This window comes from Peribacillus sp. NPDC096447 (assembly GCF_044762725.1).
Classification (GTDB): Bacteria; Bacillota; Bacilli; order Bacillales; family DSM-1321; genus Peribacillus.
This window is the reverse complement of sequence record NZ_JBIWEV010000011.1, coordinates 25,405-44,231: the sequence shown is the minus strand read 5'-3', so window position 1 is coordinate 44,231 and position 18,827 is coordinate 25,405. Positions and strand designations below refer to the sequence as shown.

Annotated in this window: 20 protein-coding genes; 6 read left to right on the top strand and 14 right to left on the bottom strand. The window is 41.4% G+C overall.

Features of this window, described 5'->3' with window-relative positions; genetic code table 11:
* Nucleotides 1-121: 121 nt before the first annotated feature.
* Nucleotides 122-682, top strand: a complete 561-nt coding sequence (locus ACIQZD_RS24105) for a YtxH domain-containing protein (RefSeq protein ID WP_402907068.1) — start codon at nucleotides 122-124, stop codon at nucleotides 680-682.
* A gap of 96 nt (nucleotides 683-778) precedes the next feature.
* On the opposite strand, the gene ACIQZD_RS24100 is transcribed toward ACIQZD_RS24105, so the two are convergent.
* The 10 genes from ACIQZD_RS24100 to ACIQZD_RS24055 form a co-directional block, all read right to left on the bottom strand.
* Complete coding sequence (locus ACIQZD_RS24100) at nucleotides 779-1,669, bottom strand: peptidylprolyl isomerase (RefSeq protein ID WP_402907066.1); 891 nt, start codon at nucleotides 1,667-1,669, stop codon at nucleotides 779-781.
* A 302-nt stretch (nucleotides 1,670-1,971) separates the two neighbouring features.
* A complete protein-coding gene (locus ACIQZD_RS24095) occupies nucleotides 1,972-3,045 on the bottom strand; it encodes an ABC transporter substrate-binding protein (protein ID WP_402907064.1) in 1,074 nt (357 codons plus the stop codon).
* Nucleotides 3,042-3,845 carry an ABC transporter permease gene (locus ACIQZD_RS24090; protein WP_402907062.1) on the bottom strand — a complete coding sequence of 268 codons (804 nt, stop codon included), beginning with the start codon at nucleotides 3,843-3,845 and terminating at the stop codon, nucleotides 3,042-3,044. Before ACIQZD_RS24090 ends, ACIQZD_RS24095 begins: the two co-directional genes overlap by 4 nt.
* Nucleotide 3,846: 1 nt before the next feature.
* On the bottom strand, nucleotides 3,847-4,650 hold the full coding sequence (locus ACIQZD_RS24085; RefSeq protein WP_402907060.1) for an ABC transporter permease: 804 nt from the start codon (nucleotides 4,648-4,650) through the stop codon (nucleotides 3,847-3,849).
* Nucleotides 4,640-5,749: an ABC transporter ATP-binding protein gene (locus ACIQZD_RS24080; protein ID WP_137017540.1), complete on the bottom strand. Its 1,110-nt coding sequence runs from the start codon at nucleotides 5,747-5,749 to the stop codon at nucleotides 4,640-4,642. The genes ACIQZD_RS24085 and ACIQZD_RS24080 overlap by 11 nt, the downstream gene beginning before the upstream one ends.
* Nucleotides 5,750-5,811: 62 nt before the next feature.
* Nucleotides 5,812-6,354, bottom strand: a complete 543-nt coding sequence (locus ACIQZD_RS24075; protein WP_402907107.1) for a helix-turn-helix domain-containing protein — start codon at nucleotides 6,352-6,354, stop codon at nucleotides 5,812-5,814.
* A 704-nt stretch (nucleotides 6,355-7,058) separates the two neighbouring features.
* On the bottom strand, nucleotides 7,059-8,444 hold the full coding sequence (locus ACIQZD_RS24070) for a protoporphyrinogen oxidase (protein WP_402907058.1): 1,386 nt from the start codon (nucleotides 8,442-8,444) through the stop codon (nucleotides 7,059-7,061).
* A gap of 171 nt (nucleotides 8,445-8,615) precedes the next feature.
* Nucleotides 8,616-9,128: a GNAT family N-acetyltransferase gene (locus ACIQZD_RS24065; RefSeq protein ID WP_402907056.1), complete on the bottom strand. Its 513-nt coding sequence runs from the start codon at nucleotides 9,126-9,128 to the stop codon at nucleotides 8,616-8,618.
* Nucleotides 9,129-9,247: 119 nt separating this feature from the next.
* Nucleotides 9,248-11,281, bottom strand: a complete 2,034-nt coding sequence (locus tag ACIQZD_RS24060) for a Na+/H+ antiporter (protein ID WP_402907054.1) — start codon at nucleotides 11,279-11,281, stop codon at nucleotides 9,248-9,250.
* Between the two features lie 257 nt (nucleotides 11,282-11,538).
* On the bottom strand, nucleotides 11,539-12,429 hold the full coding sequence (locus tag ACIQZD_RS24055; protein WP_402907052.1) for a diacylglycerol/lipid kinase family protein: 891 nt from the start codon (nucleotides 12,427-12,429) through the stop codon (nucleotides 11,539-11,541).
* Between the two features lie 480 nt (nucleotides 12,430-12,909).
* On the opposite strand from ACIQZD_RS24055, the gene yhfH (ACIQZD_RS24050) reads away from it, so the two are divergent.
* From yhfH (ACIQZD_RS24050) to yhfH (ACIQZD_RS24030), 5 genes are read left to right on the top strand one after another with little or no spacing between them, the layout of a single operon-like run.
* On the top strand, nucleotides 12,910-13,044 hold the full coding sequence (gene yhfH, locus ACIQZD_RS24050) for a protein YhfH (RefSeq protein ID WP_402907050.1): 135 nt from the start codon (nucleotides 12,910-12,912) through the stop codon (nucleotides 13,042-13,044).
* Nucleotides 13,045-13,087: 43 nt separating this feature from the next.
* Nucleotides 13,088-13,225 carry a protein YhfH gene (yhfH, locus tag ACIQZD_RS24045; RefSeq protein WP_082162914.1) on the top strand — a complete coding sequence of 46 codons (138 nt, stop codon included), beginning with the start codon at nucleotides 13,088-13,090 and terminating at the stop codon, nucleotides 13,223-13,225.
* Nucleotides 13,226-13,254: 29 nt separating this feature from the next.
* Nucleotides 13,255-13,392 carry a protein YhfH gene (gene yhfH, locus ACIQZD_RS24040; RefSeq protein ID WP_082196596.1) on the top strand — a complete coding sequence of 46 codons (138 nt, stop codon included), beginning with the start codon at nucleotides 13,255-13,257 and terminating at the stop codon, nucleotides 13,390-13,392.
* Between the two features lie 29 nt (nucleotides 13,393-13,421).
* On the top strand, nucleotides 13,422-13,559 hold the full coding sequence (gene yhfH, locus ACIQZD_RS24035; protein WP_134784280.1) for a protein YhfH: 138 nt from the start codon (nucleotides 13,422-13,424) through the stop codon (nucleotides 13,557-13,559).
* Nucleotides 13,560-13,587: 28 nt separating this feature from the next.
* A complete protein-coding gene (gene yhfH, locus ACIQZD_RS24030) occupies nucleotides 13,588-13,728 on the top strand; it encodes a protein YhfH (protein WP_072274044.1) in 141 nt (46 codons plus the stop codon).
* Between the two features lie 126 nt (nucleotides 13,729-13,854).
* Here the strand turns inward: yhfH (ACIQZD_RS24030) and ACIQZD_RS24025 are convergent, their stop codons facing one another.
* The 4 genes from ACIQZD_RS24025 to hydA form a co-directional block, all read right to left on the bottom strand.
* Complete coding sequence (locus ACIQZD_RS24025) at nucleotides 13,855-15,489, bottom strand: PucR family transcriptional regulator (protein WP_402907047.1); 1,635 nt, start codon at nucleotides 15,487-15,489, stop codon at nucleotides 13,855-13,857.
* A gap of 157 nt (nucleotides 15,490-15,646) precedes the next feature.
* Entirely contained in the window at nucleotides 15,647-15,865 is a 219-nt protein-coding gene (locus ACIQZD_RS24020) for a hypothetical protein (RefSeq protein WP_101225679.1), read from the bottom strand.
* Between the two features lie 16 nt (nucleotides 15,866-15,881).
* Nucleotides 15,882-17,366 (bottom strand): NCS1 family transporter, encoded by a 1,485-nt coding sequence (locus tag ACIQZD_RS24015; RefSeq protein ID WP_402907045.1) that lies wholly within the window; start codon nucleotides 17,364-17,366, stop codon nucleotides 15,882-15,884.
* 42 nt (nucleotides 17,367-17,408) lie between these two features.
* A complete protein-coding gene (hydA, locus tag ACIQZD_RS24010; protein ID WP_402907043.1) occupies nucleotides 17,409-18,827 on the bottom strand; it encodes a dihydropyrimidinase in 1,419 nt (472 codons plus the stop codon).

The window sequence follows — 18,827 nt, the reverse complement described above, 5'->3', positions numbered from 1 at the left end:
ACTATTGTTTTATTTATTATGTCAATCCCATGACAGTTTATTATTTCCAGTTTAACTTATGGTAAATAAGGGAAAACCCAAAGTAAGCAAACAATCTACTATTCTAAAGGAGGAAATATAAATGACTCAATCAACTATCGAAAATCAATCGACTATTGAAAATCAATCAACTATCGAAACTCAACAGAATAGCAAACTCTTAAAAGGGATTCTAATTGGAGGGCTTGTTGGTGGTGCGTTGACCTTGCTTGACTCCAGTACAAGAAATAAAGTAAAGCGTTCAGCCGTCCTTTTAAAAGACAACTCCATGAATATGATTGAACAGGTCAAGGAAAATCCCGGCGAAATGAAAGAACAGATGGTATCAGGAGTCAAAGGGGCAACCGAGACGATCAAAGAGGCAATCAATGACGTCGAAACACTATATGAAACCGTTAATGAGGACGTGGTGGGTAAAGTATCCGAAGTAAAGGATATCTCCACTGATGCCCTTGTTACAGCTAAAGACGCAACAAGTGAATTGAAAGACATCAAATCAAAAGTGGTCGTTGCCGGTAAACAGCTGAAAGATACACCATCACAATCATTGAAATCCGATAATGATAAAGGTGAAAAAAAGAGTGATGAAATCGTTAAAAAATCAGGATTATCCAATCAAAAATCCATTTCATCCAACTTCTAATATATAAAAAAGCTGAGGCGTTATGCCTCAGCTTTTTTTATGGCTTGTACAATTTGGATGTTGATTTCCGCTCAAGAAACTCGCTTTCCGCAAACCTTAGTTAGAGCCCTCCAATTTATTCGTTATCTCATGGTCTTTTTTCACTTCAGCTAACCAAACGGGATATTCCTCTTGTAATCTTTCAGAAAGAAGCGTTTCTTTAATTACATCTTTACTGTCTTCTAAATTAGCTTTTTTTGCTTCCTTCTTACCGGTTACTTTTATGATATGGTACCCATATTCGGTTTTAACTGGATCACTGACTTTATTTATATCAAGATCAAAGGCAACATTTTCAAACTCTTCCACCATATCACCTTTCCCAAAATACCCTAGGCTTCCACCGTTATCCGCCGTTTCGGTATCAGTGGAATATTCAGCTGCCAATTTAGCGAAATCACCGCCATCTGCGATTTCTTTCGCAACCTTTTTAGCCGTTTTTTCGTCTTCGACTAAAATATGACTGGCTTCCACTTGTTCCGCTTGAGCAAATGTATCTTTGTTATCTTCAAAATACGTACTGATTTCTTCGTCCGTCACGGTTATTCTCGGTTCTACCAGTTTTTTCGTTTGCAGATAAACCACGATGTCCTTTTTTAAGGCTTCCATTGAAGAACCGCTTGCTTCCAATTGCTCTTTTAACGATTTTTCATCACCATAGGACTCTACCATAACATCGATTTCTTTCTGGATTTCTTCATCCTTAATTTTAATTCCAGCTTTTTTCGCTTCCAATTCAACCAATTTATTCGTAATCAACAGGTCTAAAGTATCTGCTCCGTATCCCGCAACAAGCGCGTCATACAGCTCATCCTTATTGATTTTCTCGCCATCGATACTCGCCATTGTCTTATCCGTGGATGAAATCATCGCAAATGCCATGATCCCGGCAATGATTAAAATGCTCCCTGCCCAAATATATGCCTTCGTGCTTCTTAATAGTTTCATGAATACTCTCCCTTAATTTTTCTATCATGATAGCTTGGAAATATTAATTAATCCTTAAGATTCCTTAATATGCACTAACCCATCATTATACTAATATACATATATCCCTACAGATATTTTAGAGTATTTCATTGGTTGATCATTTCAAAAAACGAAATTATACGGTTATATCGACTATTGGTATATAGGTAACAGAATGCAATTCGACTTTTACTCATTTGGAGCAAATACTCGTGAAACACAGAAACCAAAAAGCATGGTGTACGGAGGGAATTCCTACACCATGCTTTTTCGTTTCTGTGTTATTTACGATGCATCTTGAATTCAAGAAAGAGTTCGTTGTAATGGGCTAAGTTTTTCTTCCCCAGGTTTTCGTACACTTCCAGTTTCTTTGTCAGTTCCGGCGATGGATAGAAACGTTCATCCTTCACCACTTCTTCAGGCATATATTTCAGTGCTTCTTTATTAGGTGTCGAGTAACTTACATATTCAGCGTTCTGTGCCGCAACTTTCGGGTCCAGCATGAAGTTGATGAACTGGTGAGCCGCATCGACATTTTTGGTTGTTTTCGGGATGACCATATTATCAAACCATAAATTGGACCCCTCTTTTGGAACAACGTATTCGAGATCTTCGTTTTCAGCCATGATTTCAGAAGCAACTCCCGACCAAACAAGGCCAATCGCCGCTTCCTGGGCTTCCAATAGCATGCGGCTTTCATCTCCGACAATCGCTTTAATATTCGGGGTGAGGGCATCAAGCTTGGATTTTGCCTCTTGAAGGTGTTCTTCATCTATATCATTCAATGAATAATTCAAAGAGTTCAGGCCCATGCCCATCACTTCTCTAGCTCCATCCGTCAAAAGGATTTCATTTTTTAAATCTTTATCCCATAAATCCGCCCAGGCCGTTATTTCCTTTCCACCGAGCATCTTGGAATTGTAAACAATTCCAACCGTTCCCCAGAAATACGGCACGGAATATTTATTCTCCGGATCGAATGGCAGATCGATGAATCGCTCATCGATATTTTTCAAATTCGGAAGCTTGGAATGATCCAAGGGAACGAGCAAGTCTTCTTGCCTCATCTTATCGATCATATACTCAGACGGAATGGCAATATCATAAGTCGTACCGCCCTGTTCGATCTTTGTCATCATGGCCTCATTCGAATCAAATGTCTCATAAATGACCTTTATGCCCGTCTCTTCTTCAAAACGTTCGATTAGATCGGTATCGATGTAATCGCCCCAATTATAGATGGTAAGCGTATTGCTGCTCGTAAATCCCTGCGATGAATTCAATCTTGAAGTCGCATATAGAAGCAAAGCCGATACGAGGGAGATGATCAAAAACATTTGGACAAGCCTTTTCATCGTTTACCCCCCATTCCCGTTTGCCTTACACGTTGAGTTATAAAGTAATAAACGACAACCAACAGCAGTGTCACGACGAACAGCAGTGTCGACAGTGCATTGATATTCAATGAAATTCCACGGCGTGCCAATGAATAGATTTCCACAGAAAGAGTGGAGAAGCCATTACCGGTCACAAAGAACGTAACCGCAAAATCATCAAGTGAATAAGTCAATGCCATAAAAAAACCAGCAAAGATACCAGGTAGGATATATGGAAGGATGACCTTCGTCAATACATCCCACCGGCTTGCCCCTAAATCCCGTGCCGCATCAATTAAAGTAGGGCTCATTTCCTGAAGTTTCGGAAGGACCAGCAGCACAACGATCGGGATACTGAAGGCGATATGCGACAACAGTACCGAGTAGAATCCAAGCTTGATCCCGGCCATCGTGAATAAAATCAGGAAGGAAGCACCGATGATCACATCGGGACTGACAATCAATACATTATTCAATGACAATACCGTATTCTTAGCTTTGCTGCTCGTAAAGGACCGAATTCCAATCGCCCCTATCACCCCGATGATCGTTGCGATCATTGCAGATAATAAAGCAATCACAAGTGTATTCAATACAATGATCAACAGCCTTGTATCTTGGAATAGCTCATTGTACCACTCCATCGTGAACCCTTTAAAGTCATACATCGTTCCACCGCTGTTAAAAGAGTAAAAGACTAAAAAGAAAATCGGTGCATAGAGTATGAGAAAAATCAAAACGAGAAACGCTTTTGATATTGGTGATAATTTATAGCCCAATTTACACACCCTGCTTTCGGTTACCCGTTACAAACATAATCAGGAACATTATAATAATCAAAAATACCGCAATTGTGGAACCCATTCCCCAATCCTGTGTCACAAGGAAGTGCTGCTCGATAGCCGTACCTAGCGTAATGACGCGGTTACCGGCAATCAGTCTTGTAAGCATGAACAATGAAAGTGCCGGAATGAAGACTACCTGGCATCCCGTCTTTACACCATCCAACGTCAATGGAAAAATGACTCGGCGGAATGTCATCCATCTAGACGCCCCCAAGTCATTGGCCGCATCCAGAAGGGTTGGATTCATTTTATCAAGCGCATTGAATATAGGTAAGATCATGAACGGGATGAAAATATAAACCGAAACGAATATGAAGCTGAAATCGGTAAAGAGAATCTGCTGCTTTCCGATTCCTATCGCCTCCAGAAAACCATTCGCCACACCATACGTGCCAAAGATACCAATGAAGGCATAAGCCTTCAAAAGTAAATTGATCCATGAAGGTACGATAATCAGCAAAAGCCACAACTGCTTATGCTTGGTTTTCGTTAACAAATATGCTGTCGGATAAGCGACTAAAAGGGATATTCCCGTAATCAGGAACGCATACCAGAATGAGCTTAAAGTCATTTTTAAATATACTGGCGTAAAGAACTTTTGATAGTTAATCAAAGATAGATTGCCTTCAATATCAAAGAAGGAATAGTAAAGGATCAACAAAATGGGTGCGATCACGAATAAAGCAATCCATAAGACATAGGGTATGAAGTAAATATTCCGGGATATTTTATTCTTCATGACTTTCCCCATCATGATACGCTTCCAGACGCTTATCGAATTCCTCTTCAGTTTCACCCAATCGCATGACATGGATAGATTCCGGATCGAAATACAGACCTATTTCATCACCAACTGCCACTTTTCTCGTTGATTGGACAAGCCATTCATTTCCATCATGGTCATAGCAGCTGATTTCATAATGAACTCCGCGAAATAGCTGTGAGTCCACACGAACTTGCAGTTTCCCGCGATTGACGGAAGTAATCTCTAAATCTTCCGGGCGGATGACAATATCGACAGCCTCATTACTGTTCAATCCTTGGTCGACACATTCGAACTGTCTGCCGACGAATTCCACGAGGTAATCTTCAATCATTTTTCCTTTTACAATATTGGACTCACCGATGAAATCAGCAACGAATCGATTCAGCGGTTCATCATAAATATCCGTAGGGGTCCCGCTTTGCTGAATTTTCCCTTTGTTAAGGACAAAAATCTCATCTGACATCGCTAATGCTTCCTCTTGGTCATGAGTGACGAAGATAAACGTGATTCCAAGCCTCTGTTGCAGCTCCCGCAATTCATATTGCATTTCCGTACGCAATTTCAAATCGAGGGCAGATAGCGGTTCATCAAGAAGGATGACTTCCGGTTCATTAACGATCGCCCTGGCAATCGCCACCCGTTGCCGCTGACCGCCGGACATTTCCCTGATCTCCCGTTTTTCATAACCCTCCAAATTAACAAAGCTGAGGGCTTCCTTCACCTTTATTTCCACTTCCGAGTTTTTCATTTTTTTGATCCGAAGACCGAATGCTACATTTTCAAACACATTTAAATGCGGAAAAAGTGCATAATCTTGAAACACCGTATTCACTTGCCTTTTATTGGCTGGCACATCATTGATCTTTTTTCCTTCAAAGTAAATATCACCTTTGGAGGCTTCCGTAAACCCGGCAATCAAACGAAGGATCGTAGTCTTCCCGCATCCGGAAGGACCCAAGAGCGTATAGAACTTCCCTCTCTCGATTTCAAAACTAACATTATCGAGAACTACCGTATCATCATCGAATTGCTTCGTAACCTGATCGAAGCGTATTATATTCCCGTTTGCCATAGCTCTTCCCTCTCTCCATTACCTTACTCATCAATCTACAGCGATTGCATTTGTTTTGAATTCTATAAGTATGATTCCGTCACCACGAGTAATAACTCGGAAGGACCTTCAAAATCATTGATGATTTGATGTTCATCTGAAGCATGAAAATATATCGATTCCCCTGCCTTGACGAAATACGTATGTTTACCAAGCTTTACAATGACTCTTCCGCTTAATATATATCCGAATGTTTCCGACAAGGATGGTTCAAATTGTTTGAACTCCCCCTTTTCCAGGAGAGTCAGTCGTATAGGTTCCATTTCCTTCTCATTCGACTCAGGCACGAGCCACTGGATTTGATACCCGCGTTCTTCATCGATGAAAAACGTTTGTGCCTCTTCTTCATACACTACTTTTTGGACCTGATCCTCTTCATCGAAGAACTGCTTCGGCGTGCAGCCAAGCACTTCTAAAATATTGAAAAGAGTTTCAATTGAAGGGGAACTAAGGTCCCTTTCCAACTGTGAAATATATCCTTTGCTTAAATCCGTTCTTTCCCCCAATTCTTCCTGGGTCAATCCTTTTTTCAAGCGAAGGTTCTTTATTTTTTTTCCAATTTGCATCATATTTACCCTCAATCGGTTTACTTATAGTAAACCCACAGTAGATAAAGTTTTATATAAGTAAACTTTCAGTTTAATTTTACGAATATCATTATACAGGAAATGCCAGAAACTTCAAACGGAATTTCCGGCATGCATAAAAAATGGACTGCCACCTGGCAGTCCTTTCTGATTCACTATTGGAAATGAAGCAGGTATAGAGAATAGGTAACCTCTCGTGATTCTTCCACGTATTCTAATGTGACGTGTCAAACCTTTTTGATGATCTTCTTTCCGTATATAAATATGTTTGGTGGCCTCTTCTAATCACGTTTTCAAAGAGACTCTAGGATATCATTATCATACCTGGTGTTACAATCGTGGCGACTACAAAATCGATTCTATGGCATCAATTGATCTAAAGTAATCATTTCAAGTCGATTTGCGGAAATAGAATCATGTTTAGAAAGTATTTTTATCACCTTAATTTTAAAACTAGGCAAAAGGGTTCTATCTAAAAGGTAAAACAAAGTTGATTGGAGCGTAAGGTACGAGACTCCTGCGGATAAAGCTCGTCCAGGGGAGACCCCGCAGGCGCAAGCGTGCCGGGGAGGCTCCCGGACCGCCCGCGGAAAGCGAGTGCCTGGAGTGGAAATCAACGTTCCAATTTTACAATTCCCTCGAGTTTGTCTACAGTCTGAGACCGCCACCTGGCAGTTCCCCTTTTACAACTTCAGACATATTTCTTGTGCTTTCTTTTCCCCATCAGCAATACAGTCCGGGATTCCGACTCCATTGTATGAACAGCCCGCAAGTAAAACATTCGGATAATTCTCGGAGATTTTCGCCTCCAGGGATTGAACGATTTGAGGATGTTTAATATGGTAGTTCGGCATATTTTCATGCCATTTCGTCACTTCACTCGTAATTGGATTCCCAGAAATACTTAGACTGTTTTTAATGTCGCTTAAAGCCACGGAGATCAATTCCTGGTTTGTAAGGGACCGTAATCGTTCATAGTCCGGACTTGAGCTTTTATAAAAAAGCCTTACCAAAAGCTGACTGTTTTCAGAAGTATGCTCCCATTTCCGGCTTGTCCATGTACATGCATTGCAGATCAAATCACTATTATCACCTGCAATGAAACCTGTCCCGTCTTTTGGAAGCATGCTGTCTGGGATATCGAATCCAAGATAAACGCTAATCATCGAACTATTGATCAAGCCGTCGAAGTCCTCATCCAACTCCCGATCTCCCAATAATTTCTGGGCAATTGTATGCGGTGTACTCAACACGATAAAGTCCGTTTCGAGCGTTTCACCATTTGCCAATGAAATGATATACCCCTCATCATTTCTTCCAATTTCATCTACACGGACTCCTTTTAAAACCTCGACCATATCGAGGCTTTCCTCAATTCGTTCAACCAACGTTGATAAACCATTTTTAAACGAAAGGAACTTCTTATTTCCCTTGCTTTGGTATTTCTGCTTATTTTCCGATAGACCGCGTATTATACTGCCATATTGATTTTTATAATCCAGCATCTCTGGCAGTGTTTTGGCAATGGTCAATTCATTTAATTTCCCTGAGTAAACACCCGAAAGGACAGGCGATATCTGCTTTTGCACCAATTCCTTGCCTAAGAAGTTTTCAAGGAATAAACCGATGGAGTCATTTTTCGTAAAGGTCTCATTTTTTGTATAGAAATCCTTTAAGGCGTCAACCTTCCCTTGGGCGGAAACCAGATCACTTTTCGCCAGCGACTCCAGGCTCATTGGTATTCCGAATAGGGCATCTTCGGGAATTCCCTTCAGCATCCCGTCTGTATGGATAAATGACTTTCCCGTCGCATTATAGACAACTTGATCCTCCAGATTCAATTCCTTAAGAAATGGTTGTATATTTTGTTTCCTGGCGACAATCGAATCGGCACCCGCCTCAATTTTAAAAGGACCTTCGTGCACAGTCCTTATTTTACCGCCAAGCTCCTCATTTCCTTCTATTAATATCAATCGTACCGAGAGACTCCTCGCTTTAACTGTTTTTTGTAAATAATACATGGTTGATAAACCGGTAATGCCCCCACCTACGACTACGACTGTTTTCATTAGGACTACACCTCGATTAACGAATTTTGCATTAAGTAAAGTGTACCATAAGGCAGCGGGATTATTAAAAGCAGCCCTTCTAAATCACTGGTTTAATAATGAAACCTGTAACAAATTGGACAAAAAAAGACCTCCCCTTTTGGAAAAGTCTACATGCCAATTTGTCGTTTCTTATTCCATATCCTTGTTCATCTTATCTAATCTATACTCCATTATTTCCATCAACCCGCTTCTGCCTTCTTTTTGAATCCCTGTATCCTGATACCCCACTTTTGCATAAAGCGTTTTTGCAATCACGTTCATGACGTCCACTGCCAGAATGATCGAATCCTTGTTTGGAAAAATCCCTTTTGCGAATTCCGGAAGGATTCGCAAAGCTTTCATTGCAACCCCTTTACCTTGATGCTTTTGATCAACAAGAAATCCACGGAGTAATATCGCTTTTTTATCGCTGGTGAAAGGGGCGATGTTTTCGCCAATGTGTAAAACGAAAAAGCCAACTGGGATACCATCAGCCAATATTACGATAGGGTGCCTGTCACAATCTTCCCGGCAATATTTCAGTGACTCTTCTGGCAAAGCTGAAAATGGGGTTTGTGTATCCGCTAAAAAAAACTGGGAAAGCTGGTGAAGATGTTCCGGTAAATAAGGCGTTAAGGTGATGGTCTCGATTTCCTTTTCCATTTAGTACAGCCTCTTTCATCAATTATTGGATACATTAATGATTCGATGCCCCGTCCGATATTTCCTTCACAAACCGGAAGGAGCACTGCCGAATTTATCGGCAGTGCTCCTTCTGTTAATCAGTGTGTATTTTCATTGATTGTCAGTGCTTCCCGTAAATTGATTTGCTGGCGGAGTATGTTGGCAACATCACGGGAGATTTGTCGTTTTTCAAACATATCCTGCACTTCGTCCCGTTCTGCCTGGATCGCTTTATAGAACAGCTCTCTTTCATATTCGACCATTTTACTCGGGGTACGGCCCCTATTTTCACGTTTGCATTTTAAAATCAACACTTTATACTCGTCTATGATCATCGAGGATGTCTTATGATTATCGGATGTAATTCCGGCTTGTATCTCTTGGATGGCAGCTTTATACATCCTGATTTTAAGATCCCTGACCTTTTCCAATCTCTCAAGATTGATTTTTCTTATTTCACTTTTATTAGGGAAAAATAATTTTAAAACCCTCAGCATACTTCTTCTGAACAGAGTTACTGACCTGAAAAGACGGAACTTCAGTCGATTTGTTACGGCACCTTCCATACGCTGGATGTATTCCTTGCATATATACGCCGTCTCCCGGTCCACTTTTTCATCCTTAATAAGTTTATCCAGGAATCCTTGCTCTGCTTCAAGGGCCTTGAAGCGAAGATCCTTCTCTTCTTCCCTTAATGCAGCCGGTTCTTTCTCCTGTTCTACATAGGACAGTTCATTGATCTTGGTACAGTACCTGGAAATGATCGATAAAGCCGCTTCCCGGTTTTCATCTGTCATTTGGGACTCAATCACCCGAATAGCGGCTTGATGTGAGTGAATGGCAGCAGCTTTCGTTTTGTCAGCCTGCTTGTCCACCACTTCCTCTTCTTCTGTCCGTGCCACGATTGGCAGAAATACACTCGCAACAATCAGTGTCAGCAATATGACACCTGCTGCAATGAAAATGATTAACGAACGCTCAGGAAAAGGACTTCCATCCGCCAACACATATGGAATCGAGAACGAACCCGCTAACGTTACAGCTCCGCGAACACCGGAAATGGTAATGATTCCAGCAGCTTTGAAGTCTGGTTTTTGGGCTCCCGCTTTTTTCGTCATCCAGCCAATCGACCAGGCAGCCGTAAGCCAAATGAATCGTAAAGCGAAGAGGAAAAGTGTAATGATCACGATATAAAGGATCACTTGTCCGTTATTGAAGGCTGGATCTTGAAAGATCGTTTTCGCAACGCTTGGGATTTGCAGGCCAAGCAAAACGAATACAAGACCATTCAATACATATAAAATGACAGACCATGTACTCTTTGAAACGACTTGAAGTTCTACAGTTGGTGATATTTCCCGATCTCGTTCAATGGCATGGACAATTCCCCCAGCCACGACTGCTAAAATCCCAGAAAGGTGGAAATGTTCCACAGCGAGGAAAATAATAAAAGGAGTTAGGATTTGGATCAGCATATGCATCGTGACGTCTTCCATCCCTAAACGGCGAAGAAATACACGAAGCCTGATAATGAGGAAAGCTAGTATCGCTCCACCTACAAACCCACCAATTGCAATCCATATGAAACTGAAGGTTGCGTCGACTAAGGAGAAAACACCAGTGACTGTAGCTGCAACGGCAAACTTAAAGGCAACTAAACCTGAGGCATCATTCATTAGCCCTTCGCCTTCGAGAAGGTGCATGATGCTCTTCGGTAACTTGACCCGACTCGCCAAAGCGCTTACTGCCACTACATCCGTAGGTGACAAAATGGCCGCTAAAGCGAACGCTGCCGGCAACGGAATCGAAGGGATCATCCAATTAATTAAATACCCGCCTGCCCAAACCGTTATGAATACCAGGCCTAGTGCAAGCATCAGAATGGGTGCTCTCAACTTCCATAGTGCTGTTCGTGGTACATTTTTGCCATCATTGAATAATAGGGGTGCGATGAATAATAGCAAAAATAATTCCGTCTCCATCTCAACATGCATACCCAGGGGTAAAAGTGCCAATATGACACCCAGTGCTATTTGTATTAATGGTACGGGTATAAAGGGTATAAAATGGTTAATTACATTAGACACTCCAATCAATATAAGAAGCGCTAATATAACAAGAAAAAACTCCATACAAACATCAAACTTCCTCTCTCATCTATAATCATAACTATAAGCGTAACATATTTATACCCAGTCATTCATGCATTAACTATTCTAACCTGGAATCCCCTTGAATAATGATATCTTTTATAAAAGCGAATGAGCTTACGTTGTGCACGATGAACATCACAAATCACTCCATCAGTAAGCCTAACCGCATAGAAAAAAAAGCTGATTGGCTAACCCATGATCAGCTTTTCCCAGAAAGACAATGACCACATAACAAGTTATTTAGTTCCAGGGACAAAGAGCCGAAGATGTTTGTGCAGTACATGTGCCTGGAAAGGAAGAAGAATGCCTTCATCTCCATCGATATTGACTGCAAGTTCCTCTGATGTAGTTAAACGGAGCTTGGATGTTTTAATATATTCAACTTCGTCATTCCCCATGATTTCCCCCCTAATCAAACTGGGAATGATCTTGACGATGAGAGGAAGAGATAAATCCTTAATGATGAATGTGTGCAGCTTTCCATCATTCACTTCCGCCTCTGGTGCAAGTTGTTCGAAACCGCCTACAGAGTTAGTCATTGTTGCAATTAGTAAATGAGCCTCGCCCATCCACTTTCCCTGATCATGTTCAACCGTTAAAGGAAACGGAGTCTTTTTAATGATCGCTTTTGCTCCTTCAATGAAATATGCAAAAGACCCAAGACGGGTTTTTTGTTCAACGGTAACATTATAGGTGGCCTCGGCGATTGCCCCTACTGCCAACACATTCATGAAGTAACGGTCATTAATCTTCCCTATGTCCGATTCCTTAATATGCATATCCTTCAATATCTCGATGGCAGCATTGGGATTCAGTGGTATTCCCAAAGATCTAGCGAAATCATTGATGGTTCCTAGTGGAATGATTCCGAAAGTAGGCCGATGCTGCTGCTCGCCCAAACCATTCACTATCTCGTTCACAGTTCCATCCCCACCCATGGAAATGACAGCATCGAACCTTTCTGCACATGCCTCCTTAGCAAAACCCGTAGCATCCCCCTCTCCTTCCGTTTTACGAACGCATACCTCATCAAAAATTTCACCAAGTGCCTTTTCCGCTTTCGGTAAAATCTTTCCTGCCTTTTCCTTGCCTGAAGATGGATTTACGATAATCATCGCTTTCGACATATGCTACCTCCCATTATTGTACTTCTACTAGCAAGTTACCTCTTTACTGATGTATTAAAACCACACAGACAGGAACTTACACATAATCGCTGCCGCTTGAATTTTGCTGACATTTTAGAACAAGCTCTTATATGATACATCGACTGTGAAACAGGCATTCATTGATCACTGATCTTCCTGTTTCTCATCTGTTACATTAATGCCTATCACAACCGATTGAAAATTGTCTGTCCGTTTCGCTCCCTCTTTGTTTTTTCGTTTTATAAAAAGCGTTATTTCTTCCATTTCCTACTTGCCGTGAAGAAAAATCCAAAAATAAACAGAGGATAATTCCCTTACCTATAGGGTTTTTAGACAATCAGTGAAAAAAATTTCAAATTTTCTGTAAAATACCTATACATTTTCCAAATTCGGGTATATACTGTATTATAACAACAAGCAAACAATAAAAACTGTACTATAAAGAGGGGGGAGCGAGACATGCAAGCAAATCAATCAGATTTACTCATAATCGATTCATTAAAACATTGCCCGGAATGTGGTGAAACACATGTGGACCACTCAGATTCCTATCTGATGGAATGCGATCGCTGCCTTTCCAAACGTGAAGAATAAAGCGACCGGAAAATATATCTAACATTAAAAGGAGGAAATCATCATGCAAATGAAAAAGTCCATTGAGTTTTTTAACAATATCCCTGCTAAACATTGCCCCGAGTGCGGTGACCATATTATCGAGCATGCTGAATCCTACTTAATGGAATGTGACCGCTGCCTTTCCAGACGCGAAGACTGATTAAACCAAATCAAAAAGGAGGAACCATCATGCAAACTATAAATCCACTGGAATTCTTCAGGACACTGCCGCCTAAACAATGTACGGAATGCGGAACCCATATCACTGAACAAGCTGAATCCTACTTAATGGAATGTGATCACTGCCTTTCCAAACGTGAAGACTGATTAAACCAAATCAAAAAGGAGGAATCATCATGCAAACCAAAAACCCTTTGGAATTCTTCAGGACACTGCCGCCTAAACAATGTACGGAGTGCGGAACCCATATCACTGAACAAGCTGAATCCTACTTGATGGAATGTGATCACTGCCTTTCCAAACGTGAAGACTGATTAAACCAAATCATAAGGAGGAATCATCATGCAAACTAAAAACCCATTGGAATTCTTCAGGACACTGCCGCCTAAACAATGTACGGAATGCGGGACCCATATCATTGAACAAGCTGAATCCTACCTCTTGGAATGTGACCGCTGCCTTTCCAAAAAAGATGAATATTAATAAAAGATGCTGACATCAAGATGCTATATAAGCCATTTTGATGTCAGCATTAACCTTGTTATCTGCCTCCCTTTCCTTGCATTCAAAAAAGGATGTCCCCGGGACACCCTTCAGTCTTACTTATTTTTATCTTCCAATATATTTGTCTACATATTTTCCACTGATCTTCCTGCTGCTGTATTGCAAGAAGTCCAATGCAAAAATCATGAATTCAAGGCCCAGACGTTTATCTGAACGCATAAAATCAGAACCTAGCAGTTTCTCCAATTTTTCAAGCCTATGATATAGCGTTTGCCGGACAATGAATAGTTGTTTTGATGTTTCCTGTTTAGAACCGTTACAGGCAAGGTAGGTCTTTAAGGTAGGCATTAACTCACCATTGTTTTGCTTGTCATATTCAATGACAGGACCTAAATATTCGTAAACCGTTTCCTCCAGATTACCATGCTTATTTAAGAGCGAAATCATGCGATGCATATGTAAGTCCTGATAAAAGATGCTTCTGTTATCCTCTGGTAACGTATCCTGAAGCAGCAAAGTTTCACGGGCCGTTTCATAACTTTTATAAATCTCACTTAGCCTTTGAACATGTTTACCAAACCCAATGGAAAGCAGACCCATACGATTACGCCCGCTTACATCCATTTTCATGATTCGATCCACCGCACTTGTAACCCTTGATTTCCAATCTTCAGATGAACGATTATCACCTAAAATAAAAACAAGATGCTGATGCACTTCCATGGAAAATATCTGAAAGCCGTACTGTTCAAAAATTGTTCGAAACATTATCTTAAAATAGGTTCCATCTAATTTTGTGGAACCTTTATTATACTTTGGGTGTTGTTTGCAAATGCAAACAATTCCGCCATCCAACTGCATTTTCGGATCAATATAGGAAAGCCTCTCCCGGATTGCTTCGTCACTATATTCACCTTCAATCCAATTTGTAAGCCATATACTTTCTTCCGACGCTTTCTTTTCTTCTATATATAACTCCCTTAAAAGATGCTGTGCCAATGCGGTAGCCGTTCGATCCAAAATCAGTGAATCAAAATCAGTCAACTCTCTGCCGTTGCTGCAAATGAGCAATTCAGCATAATTTTCACCAAGCACTTGAATCGGCTGTCCAAGAACGGTTTTATCCAATTTCCGCTTCTCTTCGTATATGTCCGCTACCATTTGATAGGTTGCTTTTTTCTTTATTTTTGGAATGCTGGCTATATCATTTTCATTAAAGATAAGAATAACCTGTACATTTAAATAGCTGTGGAGAAATTTTAGAATTGGTTCATAATGGTCAATTTCGAGGAGATTTTTATTTAACTGCTGTGAGTAGTTTTCTAAGTTGGAGATCATCTGATATTGTTTATTGATGATAAGGGAATGTATATCCTGCGTGATTTCTACGAAAGGGACTTCTTCATGAAATAGGATGATAGGGAATTGCCGTTCATTTGCGAGATCGATGGCACATTGCGGCACTGCCATGGTGTTGGTGCCAATCTCTATACAGAGTCCAGCTGCATCGCATTCTATTAACTGTCTTAAGTAGGATAGAAGTGTGTCATCGCAGTCTTTCCACCCTAAACCGGTAGTCAGTATCAGTTCGTTTCCATTTAACAAATGGCTGATTTGGGTAACTTCCATGCAGTGGACCCACTTCACTTGACGCTTTATCCCACTTCTACCTGCAATTATATCCGTCAGATTAAAATGCTTGCGTGTTAGAATTTCCTCGATTGTAATCGATGTATTCATCCAGCCACATCCTTTTATAAAACTGCTTTAAAATCTATTATAAACGGACAACCCTTAAATCTCCAGACACTTGTTAGAAAATCTAACGTCAAAATTCTACAAAAAACTCGAACAAAAAGGACCCATTCGTGAGGAATAGGCCCGGTCCAAAACGATTTCAATTCAATTTTTTTTTGAAAAGCAATGTAGAGAAGTATTTCCTTCCTTCCGGGGTTTTGATGTTCAATTGCTTCCATTCCTGCTTCGTTCCTTCAATCAGTTCAAAATCGAGAAAGGCTCCACTTAAACTTTCGGAAACCCGGGTGATTCGATATCCTCTTTCAAGTAAAAAATCGATTTGTTCCCTTTCTAAGCGATAGTCTTGATATTCGGACATTTCCATTCCCCCTTTTTCACACGTTCTCCTTGCCGGTTGAAGCCGTAAAAACCATCTCTTCCTCAAGTCCTGGGCCTTTTTCGATTTTCCAATCCCTGCCGACGGAAATACCTAAATATTTCTCATCGCTGGGATCAATGATTTCAGCTTGTTCATATTGCTTGAACCACCAATACTTGGCTAATATATAATAACTTGCACCACCGAGAACAAAGCCAATGATAAACGAATAATTTGAAAAAACCGTTGCACCGATTCCTCCAATCACCCAAGAAATGATTCCTGCCCAATTCACTCCATTCAAGTATTTATACTGGCCTTCGCTCTCATAGAGTTCTTGTACATTTACTCGCCGTTTACGGAGGAAATAGTAATCCGCTACCAGGATGCCCACAATGGATGCCAGGATTCCACCTATTATTAATAAAACTTCTATGATGATGCCGAACAGGCTCCATGGCTGAACCACTATCCCAATCACCCCCGCCACAACGACTCCTGCCCAAAATGGCATTTTAGGACCCATGACATTCGAGAAAATGGTAGCTGCGGGAATGACGTTGGCCGTAGTATTCGTCGACCATTGAGCAAATACGATCATGATTAAAAGGACACCGAGAGCAATTCCACTTGCTGATCCCTGTATGGCAACTACAGGATCATAATTGGAAACGGCCATATATGAAACCGCACCGATAATCACCATGAAAGTCTGAGTGATGGGATAGGTGATAATATTCCCAATTATTTGCCCCTTATTGCGCTTGAACCAATTTTTTTCATTTTTTGGTGCCTTTATATAGCGGGAAAGCGTTGGCATATCTGCAGTCAACGTACCCCAAAATCCCATATTTGCCATAATGACGACCATGAAAGCAGTGCCGGCAGCCCCGCCAGTGACCGGACTTTCAATCCAGGACCATACATCTCTTCCTTGGGCTACAGCCTGATCGGATAGAGTGAAATACATCCAGCCGGAAATTAAAATGATGACGGGCGCCGCCAAGTCGGCGAATCGTTCTATCGACTTTATTCCCATTGCCGTATTCACTAATTGTAAAACGGCAAAAATGAGGAAGCAGATAAACCAATTATCAAAATCAAAAAGGGTTGTGAAGATAGCATTCATGGCAGTGGCTCCAAAGTAAGTATTGAGGCCGAACCAGCATGACGCTACAAACCCCCGTACAACCGAAGGGATGTGGGTGCCAATCGTACCGAACGGCGCCCTCATATAAACTGGGAATGATATTCCATGTTCAACACCAATATCCCCTGTCATTGTCATCAAAAAGCCGAGAACCACACAGGCAATGACCGTTGCAAGAACGACCCAGCCTAAGGATAAACTTTGGACACCATTCCCACCGATTGCGAAGGCAGCCAATACTACAGCCATGCCCACCCAAATGAAACCAAATCCGGCTGCACTTATGTTTTTCTCACTATGAGGTATGGGCAGCAAATCGGGAGACTTTAAATAATCTTTCTTCTCACTCATTGAAAATCCCCCTAATTTAATTTGCAAGACTCCTTACCGAAGTTAGACTGGAAGCTTTTTCCCTGTATCCGGCTTCAGCGCCGCATTATATTTTGCCCGTTTCAGGAATTGCCCTTTTCCAGCTTCGCCTACGAATTGTTTGTCTTTAATGACGAATTGACCTCTCGATAAAACGGACACCGGTTCACCTGTAATTTCCATACCTTCAAACGCATTATAATCTACAGCCATGTGATGGGTTTCTGCAGAAATGGCCCTTTCAACTTTCGGGTCAAAAATGACAATATCAGCATCCGAACCTACTGCTATCGTCCCTTTCTTCGGGAATAATCCAAATAGCTTGGCGGCACGCGTAGAGGTCATGTCGACGAATTGATTCAAGGTAATACGCTCCTTCATGACCCCTTCAGAAAAGAGGATACTCATGCGATCCTCAATCGTTGGCCCGCCGTTCGGTATTTTCGTGAAATCCTCACGTCCAAGTTCCTTCTGTCCCTTAAAATCAAAAGAGCATTGATCGGAGCCGATCGTTTGCAGCTGGCCCATTTTCAAAGCATTCCATAGCACTTCCTGGTTTTTCTTCTCCCTTAACGGCGGGGACCATACATACTTAGATCCCTCGAAATGGGGCTTTTCAAGATAAGATTGGTCAAGAACCAGATATTGCGGACAAGTCTCCCCCCAAATATCCACCCCTTTATTTCTTGCCTCAGTGATCTTTTCAACCGCATCTTCACAGGTGACATGAACGACATATAGCTGGCCATTTGCCATTTCCGTCAGTTTGGCAGCCCGTCCAGTTGCTTCCCCTTCAAGCTCCGGAGGTCTTGTTAATGCATGGTAAATTGGATCGGTGTTACCTTCAGCCAGCGCCTGCTTCGTAAGATAATCGATGACATCGCCATTTTCAGCATGAACCATGACAAGTGCGCCAAGTTCCTTCGCTTGCAACAGAGTGCGGTATAGCGTGGCATCATCAGCTTGAAAAACATTCTTGTAAGCCATGAACACTTTAAAGGAAGAAATCCCTTCATTATCGATGATACTTGGCAGCTCAGCCAATACATCATCATTAATCTCACTGATCATTAAATGAAAACCGTAATCTATGGCCGCTTTTCCATTGGCCTTTTGATGCCATGTTTCTATCGCATTCTTTAACGGCACCCCTTTTTCGGTCAAACAAAAGTCGATGATCGTTGTCGTGCCTCCATATGCAGCGGCAATCGTACCCGTTTCATAATCATCCTTTGTCGTTGTCCCGCCAAACGGCATATCAAGATGTGTATGCGGATCAATGCCCCCCGGAAAAATATAAGCGCCTTTTGCATCAATGATTTCAGCCCCCTCAGCCGGGAGGTCCTTGCCAATCATTGCAATCCTCTCATTTTCAATCAATATATCGGCTTGATACGTATCTGCAGCCGTTGCAATCGTTCCATTTTTAATGATTCTCTTCAT

Excerpts from the sequence above, each read along its gene's own strand:
- ACIQZD_RS24060 (WP_402907054.1), bottom strand. The coding sequence starts at position 11,281 with ATGGAGTTTTTTCTTGTTATATTAGCGCTTCTTATATTGATTGGAGTG.
- ACIQZD_RS24100 (WP_402907066.1), bottom strand. The coding sequence starts at position 1,669 with ATGAAACTATTAAGAAGCACGAAGGCATATATTTGGGCAGGGAGCATT.
- yhfH (WP_402907050.1), top strand. The coding sequence starts at position 12,910 with ATGCAAGCAAATCAATCAGATTTACTCATAATCGATTCATTAAAACAT.
- ACIQZD_RS24085 (WP_402907060.1), bottom strand. The coding sequence starts at position 4,650 with ATGAAGAATAAAATATCCCGGAATATTTACTTCATACCCTATGTCTTA.
- ACIQZD_RS24105 (WP_402907068.1), top strand. The coding sequence starts at position 122 with ATGACTCAATCAACTATCGAAAATCAATCGACTATTGAAAATCAATCA.
- ACIQZD_RS24095 (WP_402907064.1), bottom strand. The coding sequence starts at position 3,045 with ATGAAAAGGCTTGTCCAAATGTTTTTGATCATCTCCCTCGTATCGGCT.
- hydA (WP_402907043.1), bottom strand. The coding sequence starts at position 18,827 with ATGAAGAGAATCATTAAAAATGGAACGATTGCAACGGCTGCAGATACG.
- ACIQZD_RS24070 (WP_402907058.1), bottom strand. The coding sequence starts at position 8,444 with ATGAAAACAGTCGTAGTCGTAGGTGGGGGCATTACCGGTTTATCAACC.
- ACIQZD_RS24025 (WP_402907047.1), bottom strand. The coding sequence starts at position 15,489 with ATGAATACATCGATTACAATCGAGGAAATTCTAACACGCAAGCATTTT.
- yhfH (WP_134784280.1), top strand. The coding sequence starts at position 13,422 with ATGCAAACCAAAAACCCTTTGGAATTCTTCAGGACACTGCCGCCTAAA.
- ACIQZD_RS24055 (WP_402907052.1), bottom strand. The coding sequence starts at position 12,429 with ATGTCGAAAGCGATGATTATCGTAAATCCATCTTCAGGCAAGGAAAAG.
- yhfH (WP_082162914.1), top strand. The coding sequence starts at position 13,088 with ATGCAAATGAAAAAGTCCATTGAGTTTTTTAACAATATCCCTGCTAAA.
- ACIQZD_RS24065 (WP_402907056.1), bottom strand. The coding sequence starts at position 9,128 with ATGGAAAAGGAAATCGAGACCATCACCTTAACGCCTTATTTACCGGAA.
- ACIQZD_RS24080 (WP_137017540.1), bottom strand. The coding sequence starts at position 5,749 with ATGGCAAACGGGAATATAATACGCTTCGATCAGGTTACGAAGCAATTC.
- ACIQZD_RS24020 (WP_101225679.1), bottom strand. The coding sequence starts at position 15,865 with ATGTCCGAATATCAAGACTATCGCTTAGAAAGGGAACAAATCGATTTT.
- yhfH (WP_072274044.1), top strand. The coding sequence starts at position 13,588 with ATGCAAACTAAAAACCCATTGGAATTCTTCAGGACACTGCCGCCTAAA.
- yhfH (WP_082196596.1), top strand. The coding sequence starts at position 13,255 with ATGCAAACTATAAATCCACTGGAATTCTTCAGGACACTGCCGCCTAAA.
- ACIQZD_RS24075 (WP_402907107.1), bottom strand. The coding sequence starts at position 6,354 with ATGCAAATTGGAAAAAAAATAAAGAACCTTCGCTTGAAAAAAGGATTG.
- ACIQZD_RS24015 (WP_402907045.1), bottom strand. The coding sequence starts at position 17,366 with ATGAGTGAGAAGAAAGATTATTTAAAGTCTCCCGATTTGCTGCCCATA.